The organism is Mesohalobacter halotolerans (assembly GCF_006120725.1).
In the GTDB taxonomy this organism is placed as follows: Bacteria; Bacteroidota; Bacteroidia; order Flavobacteriales; family Flavobacteriaceae; genus Psychroflexus; species Psychroflexus halotolerans.
The window spans coordinates 258,306-281,613 of record NZ_SWMU01000001.1 but is presented as its reverse complement, the minus strand read 5'-3'; the positions used below and the strand labels follow the sequence as shown (position 1 = coordinate 281,613).

24 protein-coding genes are annotated in these 23,308 nt (G+C 33.9%); 19 read left to right on the top strand and 5 right to left on the bottom strand.

Going from position 1 to position 23,308, the window contains the following annotated elements; genetic code table 11:
• Positions 1 to 8 precede the first annotated feature (8 nt).
• A complete protein-coding gene (gene fabF, locus FCN74_RS01275) occupies positions 9 to 1,262 on the bottom strand; it encodes a beta-ketoacyl-ACP synthase II (RefSeq protein WP_138930780.1) in 1,254 nt (417 codons plus the stop codon).
• Positions 1,263 to 1,272: 10 nt separating this feature from the next.
• Positions 1,273 to 1,506 carry an acyl carrier protein gene (locus tag FCN74_RS01270; protein WP_125087243.1) on the bottom strand — a complete coding sequence of 78 codons (234 nt, stop codon included), beginning with the start codon at positions 1,504 to 1,506 and terminating at the stop codon, positions 1,273 to 1,275.
• 146 nt (positions 1,507 to 1,652) lie between these two features.
• Between FCN74_RS01270 and purN the strand changes: the two genes are divergently transcribed.
• From purN to FCN74_RS01200, 14 genes are all read left to right on the top strand, one after another.
• On the top strand, positions 1,653 to 2,255 hold the full coding sequence (gene purN, locus FCN74_RS01265) for a phosphoribosylglycinamide formyltransferase (RefSeq protein WP_138930779.1): 603 nt from the start codon (positions 1,653 to 1,655) through the stop codon (positions 2,253 to 2,255).
• Between the two features lie 60 nt (positions 2,256 to 2,315).
• Positions 2,316 to 2,939: a ribonuclease H1 domain-containing protein gene (locus tag FCN74_RS01260; protein WP_138930778.1), complete on the top strand. Its 624-nt coding sequence runs from the start codon at positions 2,316 to 2,318 to the stop codon at positions 2,937 to 2,939.
• Between the two features lie 171 nt (positions 2,940 to 3,110).
• Positions 3,111 to 4,037, top strand: coding sequence for a PfkB family carbohydrate kinase (locus tag FCN74_RS01255; protein WP_138930777.1), 927 nt, complete (start codon positions 3,111 to 3,113; stop codon positions 4,035 to 4,037).
• A gap of 33 nt (positions 4,038 to 4,070) precedes the next feature.
• Positions 4,071 to 5,972, top strand: coding sequence for an amidophosphoribosyltransferase (locus FCN74_RS01250; RefSeq protein WP_138930776.1), 1,902 nt, complete (start codon positions 4,071 to 4,073; stop codon positions 5,970 to 5,972).
• A gap of 84 nt (positions 5,973 to 6,056) precedes the next feature.
• Positions 6,057 to 7,046 (top strand): hypothetical protein, encoded by a 990-nt coding sequence (locus FCN74_RS01245; RefSeq protein WP_138930775.1) that lies wholly within the window; start codon positions 6,057 to 6,059, stop codon positions 7,044 to 7,046.
• 30 nt (positions 7,047 to 7,076) lie between these two features.
• Complete coding sequence (pseB, locus tag FCN74_RS01240) at positions 7,077 to 8,090, top strand: UDP-N-acetylglucosamine 4,6-dehydratase (inverting) (RefSeq protein ID WP_317128754.1); 1,014 nt, start codon at positions 7,077 to 7,079, stop codon at positions 8,088 to 8,090.
• Positions 8,090 to 9,295 (top strand): UDP-4-amino-4,6-dideoxy-N-acetyl-beta-L-altrosamine transaminase, encoded by a 1,206-nt coding sequence (gene pseC / locus FCN74_RS01235; protein WP_138930774.1) that lies wholly within the window; start codon positions 8,090 to 8,092, stop codon positions 9,293 to 9,295. Before pseB ends, pseC begins: the two co-directional genes overlap by 1 nt.
• A complete protein-coding gene (gene pseF, locus FCN74_RS01230) occupies positions 9,279 to 9,971 on the top strand; it encodes a pseudaminic acid cytidylyltransferase (protein ID WP_138930773.1) in 693 nt (230 codons plus the stop codon). Before pseC ends, pseF begins: the two co-directional genes overlap by 17 nt.
• Positions 9,958 to 10,962, top strand: coding sequence for a GNAT family N-acetyltransferase (locus FCN74_RS01225; protein WP_138930772.1), 1,005 nt, complete (start codon positions 9,958 to 9,960; stop codon positions 10,960 to 10,962). The genes pseF and FCN74_RS01225 overlap by 14 nt, the downstream gene beginning before the upstream one ends.
• A 1-nt stretch (position 10,963) precedes the next feature.
• The gene (gene pseI / locus FCN74_RS01220) at positions 10,964 to 11,983 is read left to right on the top strand and encodes a pseudaminic acid synthase (protein WP_246062527.1); all 1,020 of its coding nucleotides are present in this window, start codon (positions 10,964 to 10,966) and stop codon (positions 11,981 to 11,983) included.
• A complete protein-coding gene (locus tag FCN74_RS01215; protein WP_246062526.1) occupies positions 11,983 to 13,299 on the top strand; it encodes a flippase in 1,317 nt (438 codons plus the stop codon). The genes pseI and FCN74_RS01215 overlap by 1 nt, the downstream gene beginning before the upstream one ends.
• A gap of 6 nt (positions 13,300 to 13,305) precedes the next feature.
• Positions 13,306 to 14,328 (top strand): hypothetical protein, encoded by a 1,023-nt coding sequence (locus tag FCN74_RS01210; RefSeq protein ID WP_138930770.1) that lies wholly within the window; start codon positions 13,306 to 13,308, stop codon positions 14,326 to 14,328.
• 1 nt (position 14,329) lies between these two features.
• Entirely contained in the window at positions 14,330 to 15,595 is a 1,266-nt protein-coding gene (locus tag FCN74_RS01205) for a DUF6418 domain-containing protein (protein WP_138930769.1), read from the top strand.
• On the top strand, positions 15,592 to 16,797 hold the full coding sequence (locus tag FCN74_RS01200; RefSeq protein WP_138930768.1) for an O-antigen ligase family protein: 1,206 nt from the start codon (positions 15,592 to 15,594) through the stop codon (positions 16,795 to 16,797). Before FCN74_RS01205 ends, FCN74_RS01200 begins: the two co-directional genes overlap by 4 nt.
• 2 nt (positions 16,798 to 16,799) lie before the next feature.
• On the opposite strand, the gene FCN74_RS01195 is transcribed toward FCN74_RS01200, so the two are convergent.
• Positions 16,800 to 17,876 (bottom strand): glycosyltransferase, encoded by a 1,077-nt coding sequence (locus tag FCN74_RS01195; protein ID WP_171047080.1) that lies wholly within the window; start codon positions 17,874 to 17,876, stop codon positions 16,800 to 16,802.
• Positions 17,877 to 17,973: 97 nt separating this feature from the next.
• On the opposite strand from FCN74_RS01195, the gene FCN74_RS01190 reads away from it, so the two are divergent.
• Genes FCN74_RS01190 through FCN74_RS12140 form a run of 5 tightly spaced genes read left to right on the top strand, consistent with a single transcriptional unit; the run spans position 17,974 to position 22,148 of the window.
• A complete protein-coding gene (locus FCN74_RS01190) occupies positions 17,974 to 19,281 on the top strand; it encodes a UDP-glucose dehydrogenase family protein (RefSeq protein ID WP_138930767.1) in 1,308 nt (435 codons plus the stop codon).
• Between the two features lie 10 nt (positions 19,282 to 19,291).
• The gene (locus FCN74_RS01185) at positions 19,292 to 20,278 is read left to right on the top strand and encodes a UDP-glucuronic acid decarboxylase family protein (RefSeq protein ID WP_138931387.1); all 987 of its coding nucleotides are present in this window, start codon (positions 19,292 to 19,294) and stop codon (positions 20,276 to 20,278) included.
• Between the two features lie 3 nt (positions 20,279 to 20,281).
• Positions 20,282 to 21,634, top strand: a complete 1,353-nt coding sequence (locus FCN74_RS01180) for an exopolysaccharide biosynthesis polyprenyl glycosylphosphotransferase (RefSeq protein ID WP_138930766.1) — start codon at positions 20,282 to 20,284, stop codon at positions 21,632 to 21,634.
• Positions 21,634 to 21,855, top strand: coding sequence for a glycosyltransferase family 2 protein (locus FCN74_RS12145; RefSeq protein WP_246062525.1), 222 nt, complete (start codon positions 21,634 to 21,636; stop codon positions 21,853 to 21,855). The genes FCN74_RS01180 and FCN74_RS12145 overlap by 1 nt, the downstream gene beginning before the upstream one ends.
• Positions 21,856 to 21,893: 38 nt before the next feature.
• Positions 21,894 to 22,148: a hypothetical protein gene (locus FCN74_RS12140; protein ID WP_394348015.1), complete on the top strand. Its 255-nt coding sequence runs from the start codon at positions 21,894 to 21,896 to the stop codon at positions 22,146 to 22,148.
• Between the two features lie 336 nt (positions 22,149 to 22,484).
• Here the strand turns inward: FCN74_RS12140 and FCN74_RS12320 are convergent, their stop codons facing one another.
• The gene (locus FCN74_RS12320; protein ID WP_317128753.1) at positions 22,485 to 22,805 is read right to left on the bottom strand and encodes a hypothetical protein; all 321 of its coding nucleotides are present in this window, start codon (positions 22,803 to 22,805) and stop codon (positions 22,485 to 22,487) included.
• A 24-nt stretch (positions 22,806 to 22,829) separates the two neighbouring features.
• Positions 22,830 to 23,288 (bottom strand): hypothetical protein, encoded by a 459-nt coding sequence (locus FCN74_RS12315; protein WP_317128752.1) that lies wholly within the window; start codon positions 23,286 to 23,288, stop codon positions 22,830 to 22,832.
• Between the last annotated feature and the right edge of the window lie 20 nt (positions 23,289 to 23,308).

The following is a 23,308-nucleotide window of genomic DNA, read 5'->3' as shown; positions in this document are numbered from 1 at the left end:
GTATATCATTAGTCTTCAAATGTCTTTAAAGCAATACAAGCATTATGACCACCAAAACCAAACGTGTTGCTTAAAGCGACTTTAACCTCTCGTTTTTGGGCTTTGTTTAAAGTTAAATTTAGCTCGGGATCTATGTTTTCATCCTGAGTTTCATGGTTTATGGTTGGCGGCACTAAACTATGTTGCATGGCAAGTATAGAAGCAATAGCTTCAATAGCCCCTGCTGCTCCAAGTAAATGGCCTGTCATAGATTTAGTTGAGTTGATGTTGATGTTTTTGGCGTGTTCACCAAAAACTTCTTTAATGGCTTTTAGCTCTGCTACATCACCAAGAGGTGTAGAGGTGCCATGGGTATTTATGGCATCAACATCTTCTGGATGAATACCAGCATTACGCAAGCAATTTTTCATCACTACAATTACACCTTTACCATCAGGATGAGGTGCCGTCATGTGGTGAGCATCTGATGACAAACCGCCACCGATAACCTCAGCATAAATTTTAGCGCCTCTAGCCTTGGCATGGTCTAAATCTTCAAGAATGAGCGCACCTGAACCTTCACCAAGGACAAAGCCATCACGTGTAGCATCAAATGGTCTTGATGCTGTTTCGGGATTGTCGTTCCTTGTAGAAAGGGCATGCATGGCGTTAAAACCACCCATTCCGGCCTCAGTTACTGCGGCTTCACTTCCACCGGTAACGATGATATCGCTATACCCCATTCTTATTTGATTAAGTGCATCTATTATAGCGTTTGCAGAAGACGCACAAGCCGATACCGTCGTGTAATTGGGCCCCATAAATCCATGCTTAATTGAGATGTTACCTGGGGCAATATCGGCAATCATTTTTGGTATAAAAAATGGGTTGAAACGCGGCGTGCCATCACCATTGGCATAGTTCATGACTTCATTTTGAAAAGTCTCTAAACCTCCAATTCCAGCACCCCAAATGACGCCTACACGATACTTATCTACGGTGTCAAGATCAATTTTTGAATCGGCTATAGCTTCGTCTGAAGCTACTAACGCGTATTGTGCAAACTTATCAAGCCGTCTTACTTCCTTACGATCAAAAAAATCTGATGTGTTGAAATTTTTAATTTCACAAGCAAATTTGGTTTTGAACTTTTCAGTATTGTAGTAAGTAATGGGCGCAGATCCACTTTTGCCATTAGCCAAACCATTCCAATATTCTTGGATGTTGTTTCCAATGGGCGTAAGAGCACCTAAACCTGTGACGACAACGCGCTTTAATTCCATGAAAAGTGTTTTATTTGGCGTCTTCTATATAAGAAACCGCTTGACCAACTGTAGAGATATTTTCGGCTTGATCATCTGGGATTTGAATATCAAATTCTTTTTCGAACTCCATAATAAGTTCAACGGTGTCTAAAGAGTCGGCACCTAAGTCGTTTGTAAAACTTGCGTCGTTTACAACTTCGTTTTCGTCAACGCCTAATTTGTCAACGATAATAGCTTTTACTCTTGATGCAATGTCTGACATGATAAAATGTTTTAAGATTATATGTTGGCAAAAATAAGAAACTTTGCCTTATAACAAATTTTAATTCCAAAAATGTATAGCTTTTACTATTTTATATACATTAGTGGCAAAATGTGCAATGCAAAATAATTAAAAAATATTTCATATTGAAAAAAACTTTTAAAAAGCCAACAAAGAAAGTCGCCTTATTTGCCTCTGGCAAAGGGTCTAATGCTTTAAACATCATAAAATATTTTAAAGACAATTCTCAAGTTGAAATTGTGGCCGTCTTTTGCAATAACCCTAAGGCTAAAGTTATCGAGAAAGCCAAAGCAAAAGGTGTTGAGGTGGTTTTGTTCAGTAAAAAAGATTTACAAGGTGTCGATGAGGTGTTAAAAAAACTAGAAGCTTTTGCTATAGACCTCATCGTCTTGGCTGGGTTTTTATTGAAAATTCCAAAAGCAATCATAAGCCGTTACCCCGATAAAATTCTGAATATTCATCCGGCTTTACTTCCAAAATACGGTGGAAAAGGGATGTACGGGAAGTACGTACATCAGGCTGTTGTTGAGAATAAAGAAGCAGAAACCGGAATTACGATACATTATGTCAATGAAAACTATGACGAAGGGGCAATTATCTTTCAAGCGAGATGTAAAGTGACGTCAAATGACACGCCAGACGATGTAGCTTCAAAGATTCGTAAGTTAGAAATGCAGTATTTTCCGCAGGTAATTGAGAAAACAATTAAAAATAATCATACGATTTAATTTTAATGCCTTTTTACTAACGAGATATCAGTACTTAATAGGGGCAAAATAGTAACTTAAATGGGCAAAAAGCAAAAATATTACGTCGTTTGGGACGGGCATCATCCTGGCGTATACAAGACATGGGAGGAATGCAAGTTGCAAACTAAAAACTATCCTCAAGCCAAGTATAAGTCTTTTCCCAACCAAGCTACAGCCGAAGAGGCTTTTAATATGGGGTTTTACGAATTTCAAAAACTCAATAAACTTCATAAATTGAAATCTAAGCTACCTCAAGAAGTTGAGCGCAATTCTATTTGTGTTGATGCGGCTTCAAGTGGCAATCCCGGAAAGATGGAATACCGTGGCGTAGACACGCAGACCCAAAAACAGTTATTTCACAAAGGGCCATTTGATCAGGCTACTAATAATATAGGCGAATTTTTGGCACTTGTACACGGTTTAGCTTTTTTACACCAGCAGAAAAGTTCTCGTGCAATTTACTCAGATTCGAGAATAGCCATTGGTTGGGTAAAGAAAAAACACTGTAAGACCAAGCTTAAAAAAACAGCACGTAATGCTGAAGTCTTTGAACTGATTAAACGTGCAGAAGACTGGCTGAAAACCCACCAATATTCAACCAAAATCTTAAAATGGGAAACTAAAATTTGGGGTGAAATTCCAGCTGATTTTGGACGAAAGTAATGGTATACAAATCAAATCTAAGATATTTAAAAGCCTTATACGGCATGACCAAAATCCTAAAATAGTTAATAGACTTAGAATCTTTGATATTAAATGCCCTACAGAATATTATTCAAGTTAAAACACCAAGTGGTTTTGTTGTGAAAACTTATATTTGCAAAAAATAAATTTATGAGTAAGTTACTATGTGTTGGAACTGTAGCTTTTGACAAAATTGAAACCCCTTTTGGTAAAACCGATAAAATTCTTGGTGGTGCAGCGACCTATATTGCGTTGTCTGCTTCCAATTTTGATAATATTGATATTGGAATTGTGTCTGTTATCGGAGAAGATTTTCCACAAGATTACATCGATATATTCAACAAACGCAATATCAATATTGATGGATTAAAAGTTGTTGAAGGCGGTAAAACTTTTTTCTGGAGCGGTGAGTACCATAACGACATGAATACCCGTGACACTTTAGACACACAACTTAATGTGCTTGAAAATTTTGATCCTGTGGTGCCAAAACACTATCTCGATGCAGAAATTGTGATGTTAGGTAACTTGCATCCGGCCGTACAAATGAGTGTCATAAATCAGGTAAAAAGTCCAAAACTCATTGTTTTGGATACCATGAATTTTTGGATGGATTCCGAACTTGAATTACTTGTAAAAGTGATTTCTAAAGTTGATGTCATTACCATAAATGACGAAGAAGCTCGACAGCTTTCCGGAGAATACTCCTTGGTTAAAGCCGCCCGAAAAATAAGAGACATGGGACCGGAATATGTGGTGATTAAAAAAGGAGAACACGGTGCACTACTATTTTATGAAGATGAAATGTTTTTTGCTCCAGCATTACCGCTTGAAGAGGTGTTTGATCCGACGGGTGCCGGCGATACATTTGCTGGTGGTTTTGCCGGATTTTTAGCTCAAAGTAAAGATATTTCTTTTAAAAATATGAAACGAGCCATTATCCATGGCTCCAATCTAGCTTCATTTTGTGTTGAAAAATTTGGAACCGAAAAAATGCTTCAGCTTCAAGATGGGGAATTGAAATCAAGATTGGCTAACTTTGAATCCTTAACTCAATTTGAAATCAATTTAACTTAAATGTTATCTATTGCAAACCCTAAGTCTTAATATATGAGTGAATTGATAAAACACGAATGTGGCATTGCCCAAATTCGACTACTCAAGCCGTTGTCGTATTACAAAGAAAAATATGGCTCACCATTTTACGGCATCAATAAGCTCTATCTCATGCTCGAAAAACAGCATAATCGGGGTCAAGACGGAGCAGGTTTTGCGAGTGTAAAGCTGGACGTCAAGCCAGGTTATCGCTATATCAGTCGATATCGTTCTAATGCAGCTCAACCTATACAAGATGTTTTTGAAACTATTAACAATCGCATCAATACAGAGATTATTAAACATCCAGAATTGCTGGATGATTTACCTCAACTGAAACAGGAAGTACCTTATTTAGGTGAATTGATGCTCGCTCACGTACGCTACGGAACATATGGTAAAAACAGTATAGAGAGTGTTCATCCATTTTTGAGGCAAAACAATTGGATGCATCGTAACTTGATTATGGCTGGTAATTTTAATATGACGAATGCTTCAGAAATGTTTGATAATCTGGTAAAACTAGGACAGCACCCTAAAGAAAAAACCGATACCATTACGGTAATGGAAAAAATCGGGCATTTCCTAGACTCAGAGGTTAGAAAACTATACAAGAAACTTAAAGCTAAAGGATATAACAAACAGGAAGCCTCACCGCATATTGTTGATAAAATTAGGATTTCAAAAATATTACGTAAATCATCAAAAGATTGGGATGGCGGTTATGTCATGGCTGGACTTTTGGGTCACGGCGATGCCTTTGTGCTGAGAGACCCAAGTGGTATTAGGCCGGCATATTATTATCACGACGACGAGGTCGTTGTTGTCGCTTCTGAACGTCCGGTGATTCAGACTGCTTTTAATGTACCGTTTGAAAATGTCATCGAACTCGAACCTGGTAAGGCTTTAATTACTAAACGCAATGGTCGAGTTGTTAAAAAGCAAATCCTTGAACCATTGGAAAAAAAGGCCTGTTCTTTTGAACGTATATATTTTTCTAGAGGCAGTGATGCTGAGATATATAAAGAACGTAAAAACCTTGGGCGTCTGTTGATGCCAGAAGTGCTTAAAGCCATAAATTTTGATACAGAAAACTCTGTCTTTTCTTATATACCAAATACGGCAGAAACTTCTTTTTATGGCATGGTTGAAGCCGCACAAGACGAGCTCAACCGACAGAAAAATCAAAAAATTCTTCAAGAGAAAGAACACTTAACAGACGAGCGATTACAAGAGATTTTATCTCAAAAATTACGGACAGAAAAAATTGCTATAAAAGACGCTAAATTGCGAACTTTTATCACCGAAGATTCTAGTAGAGACGATTTGGTTGCTCATGTTTATGATGTGACTTACGGTATTGTGAAGCCCGACGATAATTTGGTGGTGATAGATGACAGTATTGTAAGAGGGACAACCCTTAAAATGAGTATTATCAAAATGTTGGATCGCCTTGGCCCAAAACAAATCGTGATTGTATCTTCTGCACCACAAATTAGATATCCGGATTGCTATGGCATTGACATGGCCAAGCTTGAAGATTTTGTAGCTTTTAGAGCTGCACTTGCACTACATAAAGATCTAAATACTTACGATCAAACCATTAAATCGGTTTATAAAAAATGTAAATCTCAAGACGAGTTAAGCAAAACAGCTGTTGATAACTACGTTAAAGCGATATATGAGCCTTTCTCTGATGAACAAATTTCTGATAAAATTGCAGAACTATTAAGCGATGAAACCACTAGGGCTAAAGTCAAAGTCATTTATCAAAGTGTAGATAATCTGCATCAAGCTTGTCCTGACCATAAAGGGGATTGGTATTTTACCGGAGATTATCCTACTATAGGCGGCAGCAAAATTGTCAATAAAGCTTTTATTAATTTTGTGGAAGGCAATAAAAAGCGTGCTTACTAGACGCAACGTTTTATCAAGTATTTCATCTATTTTAAGATACTAATTTGTATATATTTGCCGTTACAGTAAACTAAACTTCCAATTATGAATGAACAACCACCTTACAAAAAACCTAATGAAAATGAAGTTGATTTGGGTTTGGTCTTTGGTGAAATTAAACGACTTCTTTTCTATTTTTTAAAAACTATATTAAGCGTTTTCATATTTATTTACAAGCATAAATTTATACTTTTATTTTTGTTATTGGCAGGAGTAATTTCAGGCTATTTTTGGGATAAATCTTCTAAAGGTAATTATGAAACAGACTTAACTTTAGATACATACTACAACAGCACAGATTATCTGTATAACAAAATTCAAGCTATAGAAACTAAAATAAAACAAGAAGATTCATTATATCTTCAACAAGTTTTTGGAAACCAATATGACCTTGTTAAAAATGTAAAAATTGAACCCATACTGGATATCTATAGTTTCATAGCTCAGTCAGAATCCAATAAAGAGATTTTTGAACTTTTACTTGATGAACAAGATGATGTTGATAAATTTTTAGAAAAACCATTAAATAGCTATAATTATCCTCTTCACAGAGTGAAATTGATTATAAAAGGTAATAATCATCACAAGTTAATATCTGATAAATTTATTTCTTATATTAATGATAATAAATATTTTAACAGTATAAAGGAAATTTTATTAGAAAATTATGAGCAACAACTTGTTCAAAATAATCAGATACTGAATCAAATAGATAGAATAATTGATTCAGTTGGAAAAGGAAAAAATAGTTCAATCCAAAAGCTGATGGTATCAATAAATGAGAATCAAATACTAGATGACCTACTTCAAAGAAAGAAAAATTTACTAACGAACGATGCTACTTTAAAAACTCAAATTGAAAACCAACAGGAAATAATAAAAATAGCAGATGCTAATTATACATTAGAAAAAAATGACAAAATTACAGATAAAGATAAGAAGTTCTTATTACCACTATTCTTAATTGGATTTTATATGTTAATTTACTTTCTTAAACATTTAATATCAAAAGCAAAAAGACTATATGCTTCATGAGTTTTTTAAAACCACAAAGTAAAACTAAAAATGATCTTAAAAAACAAATCAATACTAATTACAGGCGGCACAGGGTCTTTAGGTAAAGCGCTTACAACATATATTCTTGACAATCACAAAGACATAAAGAAACTTATCATATTTTCTAGGGATGAGCAAAAACAATTCTTGATGGCTCAAGAATTTACCTCAACTCAATTTCCACAGATACGTTTTTTACTAGGAGATGTTAGAGACAAAGAGCGTTTAAAAAGAGCGTTTAAAAATGTAGATTACGTTATTCATGCTGCAGCAATGAAACATGTGCATCTGGCGGAATACAATCCTGATGAGTGCATCAAAACCAATATTGGTGGTGCTGAAAATGTGATTTATGCTGCTTTAGAAACCAATGTGGAGCGAGTAGTAGCCCTTTCAACAGACAAAGCTTGTGCGCCAATTAATTTATATGGCGCAACAAAATTAACTTCTGATAAATTGTTTGTGGCGGCAAACAATATCACGGGATGGAATCCTATAAAATTTTCTGTGGTGAGATACGGTAATGTCATGGGTAGTAATGGCTCCGTCATTCCTTTTTTTCTCAAAAAAAGAAAAGAAGGTGTTTTGCCCATAACAGATCCCAATATGACGCGTTTTAATATCTCTATAATTGATGGTGTAAAAATGGTTATGCACGCCTTAGAAAAGGCTTGGGGCGGCGAGATATTTATTCCAAAAATCCCTTCTTACAAAATCATGGATGTGGTCAAAGCCATCGGACCAAATTGTGAACATCCTATTGTAGGCATTAGGCCTGGCGAAAAAATTCATGAGGAGATGATTACGCCTTCAGATTCTTTTTATACTTATGATTTAGGAAAATACTTTACCATTCTTCCTTCTAAACCAAAATGGAATGTGGATGATTTTATTGTAGAAAATAAGGCCATTAAAGTTGAGGAGGGATTTGCCTATAATTCTGGTGATAATAAAGAATGGGAAACTGTAGAATCTCTAAGAAGATTGATTAAAGAACATGTTGATGAAAATTTTATAACATAATGAGGCAAAACCCTATACCATATGGCCGACAGAATATTACTGATGACGATATTGATGCGGTTATTGAGGTTTTAAAATCCGTTTACTTAACCCAAGGCCCAAAAATTCAAGAATTTGAAACCACATTTGCTGATTATGTGGGTTCAAAATATGCCGTAGCGGTTTCTAATGGAACTGCTGCTCTGCATCTTAATGCTATTGCCCTTGGCGTAAAACCTGGTGATAAAGTGATTACTACGCCTATCACCTTTGCGGCATCAGCCAATTGTGTGAGGTATTGTGGTGGAGAAGTTGTTTTTGCTGATATTGATCCAGAGACCTATTTGTTAGACATCAATAAAGTAAGAGAAATACTAGAAAAAGACACCCATAGAGAAATCAAAGGCATCATACCTGTTGATTTTACAGGTAGAGCGGTAGACTTAGAAGCTTTCAGACAATTAGCAGATGAATTTGATTGCTGGATTATGGAAGATTCTTGTCACTCACCAGGTGGTTTTTTTGTTGATAGTAAGGGAGAACGCCAACATTGTGGCAATGGTAAATTTGCAGATTTAGCCATATTTTCTTTTCATCCGGTTAAGCATATCGCCGCAGGAGAAGGCGGTATGATAACCACCAATGACGACGCTTTATATCATAAATTACTTGATCTAAGAACCCACGGTATCACCAAAGATTCTAGTAAATTTCAAAATACTATAGAAACCGCAATTGGTGATGATATCGTATTGAGTAATGTCGAGACCTATCCCAATTGGTATATGGAAATGCAAGATTTAGGCTATAATTATAGACTTACAGATTTTCAAGCAGCTTTGGGTTTGAGCCAACTAAAACGAGCAAATACAGGCCTAAACAGAAGACGCAACATTGCAAAAACGTATTTTGACGAATTTAAAAACAAAGATTATATCAAAGGGCAATCTGGAGTTATTGATGGCCACGCGTATCACCTCTATGTGGTAGAAGTTGAGAACAGACTTGGGCTTTACAACCATTTAAGACAACACCAAATCTTTGCACAAATACATTATATTCCTTGTCATTTGATGCCTTATTACCGCTCGTTTGGTTGGAAAGAAGGCGATTTGCCAAATGCTGAACAGTATTATAAACATTGTATAAGTCTGCCGATGTATCCCACCTTAAAAGAAAGCGAACAAGAATTTGTGATTGATAAAGTTAATGAGTTTTACACCTAAAAATATTTGCATTATTCCAGCTCGTAGTGGAAGTAAGCGGATTCCTAGAAAAAACATCAAAGAATTTTTAGGTAAACCAATTATTGCCTATTCTATTGAAGCCGCAATTCATTCTCAACTTTTTGATGAGGTGATGGTTTCTACCGATGATGAAGAAATTGCTGAAGTAGCAAAACATTACGGCGCTAAAGTTCCTTTTCTTAGATCCTCAAAAAATGCAGACGACTATGCAACAACCGTCGATGTTTTGATTGAAGTTTTAAATGAATATAAATCCATAGGGAAAGCATTTGACCTTTCTTGTTGTATTTATCCCACAGCACCATTAGTTAAATTAGAAAACTTAAAAGAAGGACATCAAAAAATAAAAGAAAGTCACTTTGATGTTGTTTTTCCTGTTGTAAAATTTTCTTATCCAATATGGAGAGCATTCAAAAAAGACAAAGATAAATTTAAAATGCTGTGGTCAGAACATCAACAAAGCAGATCTCAAGATCTTGAAGAAGCCTATCACGACGCAGGTCAGTGGTATTGGTTTAGACCTCAAAGATTATTAAAGCATAAAACACTTTTTAATGACAACACATCTTGTGTTGTTTTAAAAGAAACAGAAGTTCAAGATATAGATAATGAAACCGATTGGAAACTAGCAGAATTGAAATATGAACTCTTATAAAATTTTAAAAAGGCAAGTGTTTTCTAAGGATAACTATGCTATCGTTCCAATTCGTATGCAGGATCGTTTTGATATTATGCAATGGCGAAACGAGCAGATGTATCATTTACGCCAAAATAAACCCTTGACTGAAGATGATCAGAACCTTTATTTTGAAAGGGTTGTTGCTAAATTGTTTGAGCAAGACCAACCTGAACAAATTTTATTTTCCTATTTAGAAAACGAGAAATGTATCGGCTACGGCGGTTTGGTTCATATCAATTGGATTGACAAACACGCAGAGATTTCTTTTATCATGGCTACCAAATTAGAGGCAAACCATTTTGAACAGCATTGGCAAACCTATTTAAGTTTGATAGAGCAAGTGGCATTTAAAGACTTAGGTTTACATAAAATATATACCTATGCTTTTGATTTACGACCGCATTTATACAAAGCCTTCGAAGCTTCAGGTTTTAAAAAAGAAGCCGTTTTAAAAGAACATGGTCGATTCAATGATACATTTATAGATGTGATTCTTCACAGCAAATTTAGTCCTTATTATCTTAGAAATGCGAGTCCAGAAGATACGCTAAGCATCTATGAGTGGGCAAACGACCCTGCAACAAGACAAAATTCATTTGTTTATGATAAGGTAAAATTAGAAGAACATAAAAACTGGTTTAAAACCAAATTAAAACAACCAGAAGCCGATTATTATATGGGTTTTTATCAAAATATAAAATCAGGATTTGTAAGGTTTGATATGGAAGATGAAATTTCTGTTATTGGCATAAACATTTCACCTGAACAACGTGGCAAAGGCTTATCTAATGTATTTTTAAACCTAGGGATAAAATTACATTTAGCCAAATACAAACAACAACAAATCCACGCTTATATCAAACCAGAAAACGAAGCTTCAAAAAAAGCCTTTACAAAAGCGGGTTTTCGATTTTTTTCTAAAGAAATTATAAAAAATCAAAACGCTTTATTATACAAATATGAATAACATGAACAAGGACAGCGTTTTTATCATTGCAGAACTTTCGGCTAACCACGGTGGCAAAATAGAAACCGCCATAGAAACCATAAAAGCAGCAAAAAAAACAGGCGCCAACGCCATAAAACTACAAACCTATACCGGCGACACCATCACTTTAAATTCTGATAAAAAAGATTTTGTGATTTCAGGGGGCACAATATGGGACGGCAAAAGACTTTACGAACTGTATGAAAAAGCAGCCTTGCCTTGGGAATGGCATGCCGAATTATTTAAAGTCGCCAAAGATGAAGGTTTAGTCTGTTTTTCTTCACCATTTGACAAAACAGCGGTAGATTTTTTAGAAGACCTACAGACTCCTATGTATAAAATAGCGTCATTTGAAATTACAGATATTCCTTTAATTGAATATACTGCAAGCAAAGGCAAACCTATGATCATTTCTACTGGTATTGCAGGATATGATGATATTAAACTTGCAGTTGATACTTGCAGAAAAGCAGGCAATAATGATATTACAATTTTAAAATGTACGTCATCATATCCAGCGCCTGTAGACGAAGCCAACTTAGTAATGATGCAACAATACGCTAAAGACTTTGATGTTAAAATAGGCCTGAGCGATCATACTTTAGGCACTACAGTACCCGTAGTAGCAACCGCTATGGGCGCTAAAGTTATAGAAAAGCATTTTATACTTGAGCGTAGTATTGGAGGTCCAGATGCCTCGTTTTCATTAGATAAAGAACAATTTACCACCATGGTTAAAGCGGTTAGAGAAGCAGAGAAAGCCTTAGGAAAAGTCAGCTACAATCTTACAGAGAAACAAAAATCTGGGAAACAGTTTTCACGTAGTCTTTATGTTGCTGAAGATATTAAAGCAGGCGAAACCATAACAGAAAAAAATGTCCGTAGTGTAAGGCCTGGATACGGAATGCACCCTAAACACTTTAAACGTATTTTAGGAAAAACAGTAAGAAAAAACCTTTCAAAAGGAGATAGAATTCAAGAAGATCATATTATAATATAATGATAAAACCACTGTTAGGCAAAGTAAAGTCAACCATAGGCGATAAGGATTTTTCAGAAATTCTGTCCAAGAGTTTTTATTTTATTTTGTTTAGAATTGGTGGTACTATCTTTGGTTACGTTTTCTCCGTTTTTATTACTCAAACTTATGGGGCTAACACCTACGGTATAGTTGCACTTTGTTTTTCTTTTTTTATATTCATAGGTGTTTTTGGACGATTAGGTATTGACACCAATATTGTAAAAGTATTTTCAAAATCTGAATATAGGTCTGATGCTGGTTTGTTTTATAAAGCAGTGTCAAAATCGTTTTTGGTCAGCTTAGTTATTTGCTTTATCGTCTATGTTTTTGGTGAAGAAATTGTGGTGGATTTGCTTGTAGAACCAAAACCAGAAATTTTGCCCTATTTGCCATGGGTCTTGTTTTCTGTGCCTTTGTGGTCTATAGTTTTGATTTCTGCAAGTTTTTTTAGAGCGAGAAGCCAAAATAATATTTTCGCCTTTTTCAATAATCCTGGCCGCTTTCTATTTAGCCTATTGTTCTTATTGATATTATATTTTTTCTTAGATAAAGACCCAATTATTACAGTTCAATCTCACTTTTTTGGAATTTTAGTCTTGGCTTTAGTTAGCTTGATTTTAGTTTACAGAGATTTTAATGGCATCAAATTTAATCACGAATCACACTATTGGATGTTTTTAAAGGATGCTTTTCCTATGATGTTGGCCTCTTCAGCTATTATCATATTGTCATCGACAGATACATTTTTGATGGGTGTTTTTGAGACTAACGAAAACGTAGGTATTTATAATATCGCTTTAAAAATCTCCACATTGTCTATTTTTTTTCTCCAGTCTATAAGCTCTATTTTAGCTCCTAAAATTGCAAAAGCTTACGCAGAAGATGATATTAAAAACTTTAATAAAATTGTAAAGTTTTCAACCAAAATCAATTTTTATTTAAGCTCAAGTTTAATAGTAGTTATTATAATTTTTAGAAAATTTCTACTCAATTTGTTTGGCGAACAGTTTGTAGAAGGAGAAGTTATTTTGATTATACTTTGTGCAGGTCAAATCATTAATGCATTTACTGGACCAGTTGGTGTGGTAATGCAGATGATAGGTCAGCAAAAAGTTTTTAGGAACATTGTCATTGTAGCATTGATTTTAAATATAATTTTAACTATAACTCTTATACCTTTATATGGTGGTATTGGCGCAGCTATTTCAACATCTATTAGCATGTTTGTTTGGAATATTTCGTCTTCAGTTTATCTTCGTGTGAGAAAAGGCATTAAATCTCATTTTACACTCTAAATTATTATGGTTGAAATATATTTTGGCCTTACAGATAAACATGTTCAAAATTTTGAAATCATTATTCAAAATCAAAAAAAAGATAATGAAAAAGCGCATAAAATTTTAATAACCGATAAGCATAATTTTAAACAAAAATTCTGGGACAAAGTCATCATTTCTGATGCGGTTTTTTTAAAAAAAGGGACGCATGTTTTTATAGACTTGTATTACATGATTAAAAAAATAAAAGCCTACAAAAACATTATCAATCAACTTAAAGTTTATAAAAAAGAGAAACAAGTTAGAATTTATTTAGCCTACGTTGAAGATGTTTTATCTAACTATCTTTTTTTTAGTTTTCACTCGAATGCCGAAATCCTAATTGTTGAAGATGGCGTGCTTAATTACTATAACCACAGCTTTAAAAATATTAGTCCCAAACGATTTTACATTAAAAAATTTCTATCTCAATTATTCGGAATTCAATTTTTAAAATGTCAAGGCCATTCATCTGGTATTGAATATGACAGAGCTGTTTGTCAATATTTGTCTTTTCCTGAAATGGCTTATTGGCCTAAAAAAGCAAAACAAATGCCTGTGGAAGTTTTTAATTTAAAGGCATTGAAGAATGATTTATTTATTATAGGTCAAGAAAATTTAACTCAAATTGTGGGTTTGCAATCCTATAAAACTATTTTTTATGAATTTGTAGATGATTTAAAACAGAATATGTCTAATTTTAATATCCAACATATTTATTATAAACCAAGACATAAATGTTTAGATTTTGAACTGAAATATATGCAGGAAGTTTTTAAAGATTTCAATCTAAAAATTTTAAACAATGAATATTTAGCAGAAGAAGATTACTTCAAAAATATTCAATCTGCTCACATTGCTAGTATGGTATCAAGTGCGTTGTTGACCATTTACGCTAAAGCTGGAAAAGACATGAAGCCTCAACTAAGAGTTATGTATAAACCTGTAATTCAAAACGATATCTCTAGGCTTTTTGAAAAATTAGAATTTATAAAATTAGGCCAATAGTATGGATGTTTTTCAAATCATAAACTATTTATCCTTCGCATTATACTTGGTGTTTTGTGTGTATTTTGTGAAGAAAGCTTTTGCCTTTAGTTTTTTATACGGTTTGATTATTTTTCAATCCATTACCATTTTGCCATCGCTTATTTACATCGAATCTGGGATTTATATTAATGAACAAGGTCGGAATAGTTATTTCAGTTGGGCTACTGTGATAACTTGTGCTTATTTTATCATTACATTATTAACGCTCTACCTAAGCCATAAATCTTTAAATAAATACGATTTTAGGACATTTACATTTAGCTATAAAGGTAAAAATGTAGAAAGTTTTATTCTAAAATTTATTGCTGTAATAGTGCTTTCATTGTTGCTTTTTAACGCAGCACTTTCGCCGCTTCCACTATTTGATATGTCTTTGTCTCGGTTTACGTATTGGAGCAATTCAAGGTTTCCTTTTCTTAATACTATATTTGGAAATACAGCTTCATTTATTCCATTCATACTTGGCATATTGGCCCCAAAAAACAAACGGTTTTCAATCATTATGCTCTTGATTTACTTTTTCTATAATTTTTTGACTGGACAAAAATTTTCGCCTATTCTCAATGGGAGTTTTAGTTTTTTTCTGCCTATTGTGATTATGAATGCTGAAAAAGTCAAACAAGTATTAAAGAAAAGATTGCTTAGCATAATTGTGATATTATCAATTTCAAGTGTAGTGATATACCAAGTAATTTATACAAGGTATGAAGCAAGAGTACCTTTTGCCAACATACAAATTTATGATCCTAATGAAGCCATTTTTTATCGAATATTTGGACTGCAAGGTCATTTGATGTGGGGTTCAACCGAACGTTTTGTGTTTAACAATGCAAAACGATCCTATAACCCAACAGATTTACTTTATGGGATGCCAAATATGATGAGTGAATTTGCAGATAGTAAGGAAGTTTTAGAAAACAATGCAGATACTGGGTTTAATTTCACTAATGCTTATCCCGGTATTTTATTTAAAATTTTTCCTGCTTCTTTAGCATTACTAACCCATATTTTACTAACTGTAATACTATTGGCTTTTGCAGGTTGGGTGTTGAGAAAATTCATTGAAAGAAATGCAAAAATTTTGGCCGTTGTCACTTTCCAGTTTTATATCTGGCTACTCTATGCTTTTACTATGGGATATTTTTATAAGGTGTTTTTTATGGCAGTTTTTTTAATTCTGTATTTTACATTTTTAAATATTATTAAAAAAAGACAGCAAGCATGAGTAACCTGATCAGTTTTCTAAAAACACGCAGAGCAGATGAATACATTTTTTATCTGTGTATTTTGCTTTTACCCTTAAATGATGCTTTATTGGTCATATCATTTGGTGTTTTTTTGTTTTTTGGTATACTTTTAAACTTTAAAGAGAAAGACAAAACCCCGCTAGCTCTAATTATTACCTTGCTTTTTTTGGTGAGTTTAGTTAGCCTATCATACACTTATGATTTTGATGCAAGTCAACGCAAAGTTTTTAAAAATTTAGCTTTCTTACTTGTACCTTTAGGCTTTTACTTTAATAGAATAAGCCCAAAGGCTTTAAATACAGGAAAGTTTTTGTTTTTGGTTTCTTGGATTATTTTTTGCTTAGCGTCTCTATTAAAACTATTAATTTTTTGGTTTAAATATCCAGAACAAAGGCCTTATTATAATTTTATTCAAGCATCTATGCACCATAATTATATGCCTCAGGATGCTATGTACATTTGTACAGCTCTAATTTTTTTGCTATTTAGTTTTACCCATTGGCATAAATATCTACGTGTAGGTATAAGTCTTTTGTTTTTTTCTGTCTTGCTTTTGTTTAGTGTTAGGCTTGGTATTCTTCAGTTCTCTTGTATTATGCTAATTTACATTATTATCAATAGAAAAAGGCTGATTAATTTAAAAAATATAGCTGTTTTGATATTAGTTCTAATATTAGGTTCAATCTTAATCACATCTAATAATTACACTAAAGATAAGATATTCAGCACATTACAGTCTTTAGACATAAATGTTGGCAAGGATAAAACCACAGAAATTGCTAAGGATTATCATCAAATAAATTTTAGACTCAAACTTTGGCCTATTGCATTAGATTTAATTCAAGAAAGGCCTTTATTTGGTTATGGAGCAGGCACAGAAAAAGGTTTAATCTACAAAGAAACACAAGCTAAAGGCTTTAATCTGCAAAAAGTTCACGCCCATAATCAATTTTTATCTATGACGTTTCAATATGGACTGTTTGGGTTGAGTGTTTTTATATTTATGCTTGTTTCTCTGTTTCTAAAAGCCATTAGTCATTTAGAATATTTCTTGATATTTTTTCTTATTTTAACTTCAATGATTACTGATAGCTATTTTGACGTGCAGCAAGGGTTGTTTTATTTTGCACTGTTTGGATCTTTGATTTTAGTTCACAACGAGAAATCAAAAGAAGAATAAGCTCAATAAGTTAAATAAACTTCTACCAATTGCTCAAAATTTTTATTCCTATCAAATTTATTTTTGGCTAAAATTTTAGACTGCTTTCCAAAATTTCTTAAAAATTGAGGTTTGGTTTTGAGTTGGTTAATGGCATTTTCAAAATCGCCTATCGAATCACATAAAAATCCATTCTTTTGGTCAACAACAGCATCTTTGTTACCGATGACATCAGTAGCCAAAATGGGCTTTTGTAGAGCCATAGCCTCAATAATCGTAAACGGTAAACCTTCCCACAATGAAGTTTGGATGTAGACATCGTGTTTGGCAAGTAAGTTTAAAGCTTTTTCTCTGTCTAGCCAGCCTGTGATTTCAATATTTTTGGCAGTCAATTCATGTTTAAGCTCACCATCGCCAATCCATACAAAATTGATAGCAGGAAAAATTTCTGCAATGGCATTAAAGAGTTTTGGGTTTTTTTGAGCACTTATTCTTCCTAAGGTCACTATGGAGTTTAGTTTTAAACTTGGTTTAACTTTAATGTGGTCAAGTTCAGATAAGTCTATGCCATTTCTAACCATTTTAGATTTACCTAAACGTTTGGCATATTCGTATTCTGTATCACCACAGGCTATGGTTGTACCGCCATAAATTTTGGATATATATTTTTCTATAAGTTTGAAAAATTTTCGTTTAGTTTTTGACAAATCTTCTCTCAAAAACGCATAACCATTTGGCGTATAATAAACCTTAGCTTTAGGATAAGCTTTTGCCGCTAGTCTTCCTAAAACGCCGGCTTTTGAGGAATGCAGATGAATTACATCGGGCTGAATTTGTTTTACGGCGTTTTGAAGTTGTTTTAAACTTTTAAAATCTTTTTTAAGAGAGATTTCTCTTTGCATACGAATCGGTATCAATTCTACATTTTCAGAAAAATCTTTTTCAAAATCCAATTCGTCTGTGCCCTCACGATTTGGACTATAGATGATTGAAGTTTTAATCCTGTCATCTTGTGCTGTAAACGCACAAATGGATTGAATATAAGTATATACACCCGTCACAAAAGTTTCGGATATATGTAAAACATGAATTTCTTTCATTTACAGCAAAAATAATTATATTTTTGTGCTTTATATTATTCTAATATAATTCTTATTAACAGCTAAATTTCCTTTTGATTACTAAAATACTACTTTCATGAAAATAACCATAATAGGAACGGGCTATGTTGGCCTTGTGACAGGAACTTGCCTTGCGGAAACGGGAAATGATGTTTTATGTATAGACATCGATAAAGACAAGGTTGATAAAATGCAAAAAGGAATTGTGCCAATATATGAACCTCACCTCGATGTCTTGTTTGAAAGAAATATTGAGGCTGGGCGTTTAAAATTTTCAACCGATTTACATCAAGGCTTGGATCATGGCGATGTGATATTTTTAGCCTTACCCACTCCGGAAGATGAAGATGGATCAGCAGATTTAAAATATGTATTAGGGGTGGCAAAGGATATTGCAGAATATATCACGACTTATAAAGTTATTGTTGACAAAAGCACAGTTCCTGTGGGTACCGCCGAAAAGGTGAGAGCAACCATAGCAAAAAATGCAAAAACCGACTTCGATGTGGTTTCAAACCCCGAGTTTTTAAGAGAGGGTTTTGCTGTAGATGATTTTTTAAAACCTGAGCGCATTGTGATAGGCAGTAGTAGCGAACGGGCTAGAAACATCATGCAAAGACTTTACAATCCTTTTGTTCGTTCGGGAAATCCCATTCTTATGATGGATGAAAAATCTGCAGAATTGACGAAGTATGCAGCCAATTCATTCTTAGCTACAAAAATTACTTTTATGAATGAAATCGCTAACTATTGCCAAAAAGTTGGTGCCGATGTGGATAAAGTTCGTCTCGGGATGGGGACAGATACGAGAATAGGTAAGCGCTTTTTATTTCCAGGTATTGGCTATGGCGGCTCGTGTTTTCCAAAAGATGTCAAAGCTCTTCACAAGTCAGGTAATGATATTAATCATAGTTTCAAAATTCTCGAGGCCGTTGTAGATGTCAATGAACATCAAAAAACAATTTTGTTTCCCGAAATCTTAGATTACTTTGATGGAGATATCAAAAATAAGACCATTGGCATTTGGGGTTTAGCCTTTAAACCTGAAACGGACGATATTAGAGAAGCACCTGCACTATACATGATAGATAAGCTCTTAAAAGCCGGCGCCAAAATTAAAGTGTTTGACCCCGAAGCCATGGAGAATGTTAAATCCAAATATGGGGATCAACTGTATTATGCCTCAGATATGTATGATGCTCTTAAAGATGCTGACGCACTTCTAATCTGTACAGAATGGAGTATCTTTAGAACACCTGATTTTGAAAAACTCAGAGAGTTGATGAACAATCGTGTGATTTTTGATGGCAGAAATTTATATGATATAGAAGAAATAAAAAACCAAAAATTTACTTATCGCTCCGTAGGTAGACAATTCGTTTAAAAAAATTATGATGGAAAGAGTTCTTATAACAGGTGCAGCTGGTTTTCTTGGATCGCATTTATGCGATAGGTTTTTAGAAGAGGGATATAAAGTCGTCGGGATGGATAACCTCATTACAGGTGATATGAAAAATATCAGCCATTTGTTTCAAGACGAATACTTTGAGTTTTACCATCACGATGTTTCAAAATTTGTTCATGTCCCCGGACACCTTGATTATATTTTACATTTTGCTTCACCGGCTAGTCCTATTGATTATCTTAAAATTCCCATTCAAACCTTAAAAGTAAGCTCTTTAGGCACACACAATTTGTTAGGCTTAGCCAAAGCTAAAAATGCTCGAATACTTATTGCGAGCACTTCAGAAGTGTATGGTGATCCGCTTGTACATCCACAAACAGAAAGCTATTACGGCAATGTTAATACCATTGGTCCACGTGGGGTATACGACGAAGCCAAACGCTTCCAAGAAGCGATTACGATGGCCTATCACAGGTTTCATGGGTTAGAAACACGTATTGTCCGAATTTTTAATACTTATGGTCCGCGAATGCGCCTCAACGACGGCCGAGTGATTCCAGCATTTATTGGTCAAGCCTTAAGAGGTGAAGATTTAACGGTGTTTGGCGATGGTTCTCAAACGCGATCCTTTTGTTATGTTGATGACCAAGTTGATGGCATTTTTAGACTGTTACATTCAGATTATGCGGAGCCTGTTAATATTGGAAATCCGCATGAAATCAGTATTCTTGATTTTGCCAAAGAAATTATTAAGCTTACCGGAACCCATCAAAAGATTGTGTTTAAACCTTTACCAAAAGACGACCCCATGCAACGCCAACCTGATATCAGCTTAGCTCAAGAAAAACTGGGATGGTCACCAAAAGTAGATAGAACAGAAGGTATGAAATCTACTTATACTTACTTTAAAAGTTTATCCAAAGAAGAACTACACGCGAGCGAACACAAGGACTTTTCAAAACACAATCAAAAATAGCTTATGACCAGGAGATGGCGTTATATTGGATATTTAAGACCAATTATATACACCTTTGATATTTCTGTCATCTGTTTAGTTGCCATTAGGTTATTGGAACTAGACATTATAGAAAGTGTTTATTTTTGCATCTTTCATGCCCTTGCATGGGTAATCCTTTCTTTAAAAACCAATTATTATGAAGTTTATCGATTTACTAAAATATCTAGAATACTTTCTCTAGCCTTTGAGCAATTTTTCATCTTTTCTCTGCTTGTTTTTTTCTATTTAACAATCTATAAAGGCTTTGATCTTGAGGTTGTTGAAATATTTAAACTATTGATTTTAAGCTATATTACTATTTTGGGCTTTAAACTATCGGTAAACTTTCTTCTTAAACGCTACAGAAAGTTTTATAATGGGAATTTACGCAAAACAATAATTATTGGTGATAACTTGAGAACTCATCAACTCAAATCATTTTTTAACCAAAACCCTGAGTTTGGATACAAATTCTTAAAGATGTTTTGTACAAAAGGTAAAGACGATTATTTAGAACAGAGTTTTAAGTATGTAATCGAAAATGGAGTTGATGAAATTTATTGTTCGATGGCAGAACTTACACAAGAACAAATCAATACAGTTGTAAATTTTGCTGATAATAACCTGAGAGTTCTTAAATTTTTACCCGACACCAAAGATATTTATGCCAAACAACTTAAAGTAGATTACTACGGCTACTTGCCCATATTATCACTGCGTCAAATTCCCATTGAGGAACCGTTTAATCAATTTATCAAGCGTAGTTTCGATTTTATATTTTCTCTTCTGGTTGTTGTTATAATACTATCTTGGCTTACACCTTTAGTTGCCATTTTAATCAAGCTAGAATCTAAAGGCCCTGTATTTTTTAAGCAAAAACGTAATGGCTTAAATTATAGAGAGTTTGTTTGTTTTAAATTCAGATCAATGCGACCCAATACCGAAGTAGAAACAGAATGGGTAAAACCTAGTGATGATAGGGTCACAAAAATTGGCAAGTTTATAAGAAAAACGAGTATCGATGAATTACCTCAATTTTACAATGTTTTACTCGGTGATATGTCTGTTGTAGGACCGAGACCGCATCCGGTTTCTCATACTGAAATGTTTGTTGGTAAGATTGATAAATTTATGGTCAGACATTTTGTAAAACCCGGCATTACTGGTTTAGCACAGGTGAGTGGCTATCGAGGAGAAATAGAAACTGATAAAGATATTATTAATAGAGTAAAGTATGATATATTTTATCTTGAAAATTGGTCGGTTTTTCTCGATATTAAAATTGTGTTGATGACAATTTTTAATGCCTTTAAAGGCGATAAAAAGGCTTATTGATGAGTGATTTAGTCTCAATTATAACCGCATCCTATAATGCTGAAAAGTATATTGAAGAAACTATAAAATCAGTGCAGGCTCAAACTTATCAAAATTGGGAAATGCTGATTACCGACGAATGCTCAACCGATAAGACTTCTCAAATTGTTCAAAATTTAGCTAAAGATGACACCAGAATTAAATTGTTTAAACTCTCAAACAAAATTCTGGCCCAGCAGTAGCTAGAAATAACTCTATAAAAGAAGCTAAAGGTAGATTTATGGCTTTTCTTGATGCTGACGATATTTGGTTTGACTTTCACCTTCACGATTCAGTGTCTTTTAGTCTTGAGAAAAAAGCTCCCTTTTTATTTGCCTCTTACAAAAGAAGTAATGAGAATTTAGAATTCACACATTCTGATTTTATAGTTCCAAGCAAAGTAACCTATACGGATATCCTTAAATCAAATTCTATTTCTTGTTTGACAGCTTTCATTGATATTTCATCACTTGCCAAAAATATATGCCAGAAATAAAAAAGCGACAGGATATGGGATTATGGCTTAAATACCTCAAGCTATGTAAATTTGCTTATGGCATTAAAAAACCTCATGCTATTTACAGAATGAGACTTGACTCATTATCAAGAAATAAACTAAACCTTATTAAATATCAGTGGTATTTTTACAGAAATGTTGAAGGACTAAACCCTTTCAAGTCAATTTATTTTTTAATATTCTGGATGTACTTGGGATATGTCTAATACAAAACCTAAACTTTAGACACAAACTGTTTCAACTTCCCACTCTTTGAACGTTTGATTTGAGATTTTCGATTAAAGCTAATTTTTAAATGAGGTTCTAGATATTGATTTATAGCCTGACGTATGGTTTTTTTTGTACATCATTTAAGGGTTTATCAGCCACATAGTTGACATCAAATGCATCTAAATCCTGCTGAACCACAACAATTTCCTTAACCTGTCCTGAATTTTCAATCGCAGATTTAGTTACATAGTAAAAGGTTAAGGCTGGAATAACTTTTCCACTGGGCAGTTTAGCAAAGTCATTGGTTCGCCCAGTTAGTTTTTTTAGAACAAGTTGACCTTGTTGAGGAGTTCTAGCTAAAACTCCACGATCACCAATTTTATAACGAATAAAGGTATGAGCTTTGTTGTATAAACTGGTAATCACAATCTCGCCTTCTTCCCCAAAGGGTTAACTTTTGCCATCTTCACCTACAACTTCTACAAACAAGGTTTTAGTGTTTATTGCCCAATGTTTATCTACATTTTCAAAAGCAATCACATCTAATTCACTCGCACCATATTCGTTGACAATTTTAACACCAAATTGCTTTTCCAATAGCTTTCTATCGTTTTCAAACAACATCTCACTTGTTGTAATGCACATTTTCAAACTTGGACATTCGTCTTTTAAAACTATATTCTGAGACTTCAAAAATTTAGCAAATCTTACAATAGAACTCGTATAGCCATTGATGAATTCCAAGTTTTTTTTCTGAAAAATTTTTAGAAATTCGGCTAAAGCTTCATCTGACAAATCAAAAATATCAAAACGATAGCGCTTAGCTAGTTTGTCTTTTAGCTGTTCTTTATAATGTGAGATACCAGATTTTGGAATGCCATAAAATCGGGCGTCAAGCGACTGTCCCATCTTGATATTGTGTTGTCGAT